This window comes from Nonomuraea maheshkhaliensis (assembly GCF_039529435.1).
Classification (GTDB): domain Bacteria; phylum Actinomycetota; class Actinomycetes; order Streptosporangiales; family Streptosporangiaceae; genus Nonomuraea; species Nonomuraea maheshkhaliensis.
The window spans coordinates 11,363-15,678 of sequence record NZ_BAAAMU010000076.1 but is presented as its reverse complement, the minus strand read 5'-3'; the positions used below and the strand labels follow the sequence as shown (position 1 = coordinate 15,678).

The 4,316-nt window shown below is 71.9% G+C and carries 3 protein-coding genes and 1 pseudogene; all 4 read right to left on the bottom strand.

Annotated features, from left to right (window positions below; all coding sequences use genetic code 11):
- Positions 1-22 precede the first annotated feature (22 nt).
- Positions 23-796 carry a 6-phosphogluconolactonase gene (gene pgl / locus ABFX54_RS37270; protein WP_346111476.1) on the bottom strand — a complete coding sequence of 258 codons (774 nt, stop codon included), beginning with the start codon at positions 794-796 and terminating at the stop codon, positions 23-25.
- A gap of 23 nt (positions 797-819) precedes the next feature.
- The gene (locus ABFX54_RS37265; RefSeq protein ID WP_346111443.1) at positions 820-1,734 is read right to left on the bottom strand and encodes a glucose-6-phosphate dehydrogenase assembly protein OpcA; all 915 of its coding nucleotides are present in this window, start codon (positions 1,732-1,734) and stop codon (positions 820-822) included.
- Complete coding sequence (gene zwf / locus ABFX54_RS37260) at positions 1,734-3,263, bottom strand: glucose-6-phosphate dehydrogenase (RefSeq protein WP_346111474.1); 1,530 nt, start codon at positions 3,261-3,263, stop codon at positions 1,734-1,736. The genes ABFX54_RS37265 and zwf overlap by 1 nt, the downstream gene beginning before the upstream one ends.
- Before the next feature lie 74 nt (positions 3,264-3,337).
- Positions 3,338-4,316: pseudogene (locus ABFX54_RS37255) on the bottom strand (glucose-6-phosphate isomerase); the annotation flags it as partial.

Genomic DNA, 4,316 nt, shown 5'->3' with positions numbered 1-4,316 from the left:
CGCCCGCGGCGGCCCGCAGGCGTTACGGGGAGGCGATGCGGCCCAGGCGCGGCGGGATCTTGCCGGCCGCCGCCCGTTCCAGCAGGAACAGCGTCCGCCCCCGCCCTCTGGCCCCGGCCGCGAGCACCTGGACGGGCCCGGACTTCGACAGGGCCAGCCGCACCGCGCCCGACTTCTCCTCACCGGCCGCCACCACCCACACCTCGCGCGAGGCCTGGATGGCGGGCAGCGTCAGCGAGATGCGCGTGGGCGGCGGCTTCGGCGAGCCGTGCACCGCCACCACCGGGCGCGTGTCGTAGAGCGCGGGCAGGCCGGGGAACAGCGAGGCCACGTGCGCGTCGGGGCCCATGCCGAGCAGCATCACGTCGAAGTTCGGTACCGGCCCGTGGTCCTCGGGCCTGGCGGCCCTGCGCAGCTCGGCGGCGTAGGCGTCGGCGGACTCCTCGGCCGTCATGCCCGAGTCGGGGCCGCGCATGACGTGGACCCGCTCGGGGTCCACGTCCACGTGGTCGAGCAGCGCCTCGCGGGCCCCGGTCTCGTTGCGCTCCTTGTCGCCCGAGGGGACGAACCTCTCGTCGCCCCACCACACGTCCAGGCGCCGCCAGTCGACGGCGTCCCTGGCCGGGGTGGCGGCGATGGCGGCCAGCGTGGCCGTGCCGACCGTGCCGCCCGTCAGGACGATCGAGGCCGAGCCCTTGGCCGACTGCACGTCGACCAGGCGGGTGATGATCCGCGCCGCCACGGCCTTGGCCAGGACGTCCGCGTCGCGGTGCACGACGATGCCGGGAACGCTCACGGTCGCCATCCCTTGAACTGTCGTCATCCCTTGTACGTCCTCGCGAACCGCTTGACGGCGGTCTCGTAGATCTCGTCGGTGTCCAGCCTGCGCAGCTCCTCGGCCATCAGCTCCGAGGTCTGCCGCCTGGCCAGTGCCACGTTGCGGTCGGGCTGGCCGGGACGCGACAGCTTGGCCAGCCGGGCGTCGGTCCTGACCACGGCGAGCTCGCCGTCGCCCAGCTGCAGGCGTACGGCGGTCAGGCCGGGGCCGGCGGACTCGGCGACCTTCATGCTCACGCCCAGCCGCTCCGACAGCCAGGCGGCCAGCAGCGGCGCGCTCGGATGCCCGGGAGCGGCCTCCACGACGCCCTTGCGCACCTTGCCCACCGGCTGGTCGAACGCGGCCGCCAGCAGGCTGCGCCACGGCGTCAACCGGGCCCAGGCCAGGTCGGTGTCACCGCGCGCGTACCCCTTGGCCCTGATCACCAGCGACTTGACGCCGCCGTCGTCGAAACCCTTGGCGTCGGTGATGCGCCGCTGCGCCAGCGCCCCGATCGCGTCCTTGGAGGGCACGTCGGGAGCCGCGCCCGGCCACCACGCCACCACCGGGGTGTCCGGCAGCAGCAGCGGGCTGACCACGGAGTCGGCGTGCTCGGTCAGCTCGCCGTACAGGCGCAGCACGACGACCTCGCCGGGCGTGTTCTCGCCGATCCGCAGCTCGGCGTCGAGCCTGATGGGCTCGTCCTCCTCGCGCTTGATCACCACGATGATGCGCGACGGGTGCTCGCGGGCCGCCTCGGTGGCCGCGCGCAGCGCGTCGTACTGGTGGCGCTCCTCGCTGACCACGACGAGCGTCAGCACCATGCCGATGGCCGGCGCGCCCATCTGGTGACGCAGGTGCATGAACTGGGCGGAGATCTTGCCCGCCGTCGTGTCCGTCAGCATGAAAGTAGTCATCAGAGCCTCCTCCACACCCGGCCGTCGCGGGCCATCATCGCGTCGGCCGACTCGGGCCCCCACGATCCTGACTCGTAACCCTCGGGCTGGCCCTGCGTGGCCCAGAACTCCTCGATCGGGTCGAGGATCTTCCACGACAGCTCCACCTCCCGCTGGTGCGGGAAGAGCGGCGGGTCGCCGATCATCACGTCGAGCAGCAGCCGCTCGTACGCCTCCGGTGACGACTCCAGGAACGACTCCCCGTAGGCGAAGTCCATGGAGACGTCGCGGACCTCCATCTGCGTGCCCGGCACCTTCGAGCCGAAGCGCACGGTGATGCCCTCGTCCGGCTGCACCCGGACGACCAGGGCGTTCTGGCCCAGGATCTCGGTGTCATCGGCGCTGAAGGGCAGGTGCGGGGCCCGCTGGAACACCACGGCCACCTCCGTCACCCGGCGGCCCAGACGCTTGCCCGTGCGCAGGTAGAACGGCACGCCGGCCCAGCGCCGGTTGGCGATCTCCAGCTTGATGGCGGCGTAGGTCTCGGTCGTGGACGCGGCCGAGATGCCGTCCTCCTGGAGGTAGCCGACCACCTTCTCGCCGCCCTGCCAGCCCGCGGAGTACTGGCCGCGGGCCGTGTTGAGGGCCAGGTTGGCCGGCAGGCGCACGGCCTTGAGCACCTTCTCCTTCTCCCGCCGCAGCGCCGAGGCGTCGAAGGAGGTCGGGTCCTCCATGGCGACGAGGGCGAGCAACTGGAGCAGGTGGTTCTGGATCACGTCGCGGGCCGCGCCGATGCCGTCGTAGTAGCCGGCCCGGCCGCCGATGCCGATGTCCTCGGCCATCGTGATCTGCACGTGGTCGACAAAGCCGCGGTTCCAGATGGGCTCGTAGAGGTTGTTGGCGAACCTCAGCGCCATGATGTTCTGGACGGTCTCCTTGCCCAGGTAGTGGTCGATCCTGAAGATCGAGCTCTCCGGGAAGGCCGAGGTGGTGATCTCGTTCAGCTCGTGGGCCGACTGCAGGTCGTGGCCGAACGGCTTCTCGATGACCACCCGCCGCCACGACCCGTCGGGCGCGTCGGACAACCCCGTCCGCTTGAGCTGCTCCACCACCGTCGGGAAGAACTTCGGCGGCACGGACAGGTAGAAAGCGTAGTTTCCGCCCGTGCCCCTGGTCTCGTCGATCTCGGCCAAGGCCATGGCCAGCGCGTCGAAGGCCCCGTCGTCCGAGAACTCGCCGGGGACGAAGTGGATGCCCTCACGCAGTTGCTTCCATACCTCCTCGCGGAAGGGCGTCCTGGCGTGGGCCTTGACGGCGTCGTGCGTCAACTGGGCGAAGTCCTGGTCCTTCCAATCCCGCCGGGCGAACCCGACCAGGGAGAATCCGGGCGGCAGCAGCCCCCGGTTGCCCAGGTCGTAGATCGCCGGCAGCAGCTTGCGCTTGGCCAGGTCCCCCGTCACGCCGAACAACACCATCACACATGGTCCCGCCACCCGGGGCAGCCGCTTGTCGCGCGGATCGCGCAGCGGGTTGGCGGCTGCCACCTCCATGGTGGTGGCGGTGCCCGCGACGGCGGCCGCCACGGTGGCCGCCCTCCTCCGCGGGTGCTGCCGGGTCTGTCATCTCAAGCCTCCTGTGCGGCTGCGAGCAAACGCGCGACTCCGGCCGCGCGGTCGGTCAAGTGCAGGCGTACGGCCGGGCGCCCGCGGGTCTCCAGCGCCCCCAAATCGCCGAGCGCCTGCGCGAGCTGGAGCCGGCCCAGCGTGTACGGTCTGCCCGGCACGGCGACGTCGTCGGTCACCGCCCCGGTGATCTGCAGGAACACCCCGTTCTGCGGGCCACCCTTGTGATATTGCCCAGTCGAGTGCAGATATCGCGGCCCCCACCCGAACGTGACCGGCCGGTCGGTGCGCAGCGCGAGCAGCGCCCGCAGCGTGGCCGGATCGGCCATCATCCAGGCGTCGGTCATCTGCTCGAAGTCGGCCCCGTCGGGCACCGGCGCGTCGAAGGCCGCCAGCCGGTCGAGGTAGGCCGTGATCGCCAGGTAGCCGTCGCCCGGGACCGCGTCCAGCAGCTCGGAGAACAGGTGGGGCAGGTCCTTGGCCGTCGTCGGCCCGTACGCCTCGACCGGGCCGTCCACGAACGCGGGCGCGCCGGCGGGCAGGTCGGGCAGGTCCGGCAGAGCGGCGGTGTCCGCCTTCGACTCGGCCACGTTCGGCTGGTCGAAGGGGTCGATGCCGAGCACGGTCCCGGCGATGGCGGTGGCGTACTCCCAGACGAGGAACTGCGCGCCGAGCGGCCCGTCGACGCGGACGTCGCCGACGTCGGACTCGATCGCCACGACCAGCTCGTCAGCCGTCCCCGAAGGGTCGGCGGCCACGACAGGCAGGATCCCCCTGCCCTGCTTGCCGGTGGACTCGGCGACGAGCTGCTCGATCCAGTCGGGCAGCCCGGTGATGGCCGAGAGCTGGTCTTCGAGCAGCAGCTTGTCGCGCCCGGCCAGGGCCGCGCCGGCGAGCGCGGCGCCCAGGTCGAGGCCGGGATTGCCGCTGTCGAGCGACAGCAGCGCCAGCACCTCTTCGGCGTTGTCGAGCAGCCGCTCG

Bases quoted from the DNA above. Each gene is read 5' to 3' on its own strand.
- zwf (WP_346111474.1), bottom strand. From the start codon at position 3,263: ATGGAGGTGGCAGCCGCCAACCCGCTGCGCGATCCGCGCGACAAGCGG.
- ABFX54_RS37265 (WP_346111443.1), bottom strand. From the start codon at position 1,734: ATGACTACTTTCATGCTGACGGACACGACGGCGGGCAAGATCTCCGCC.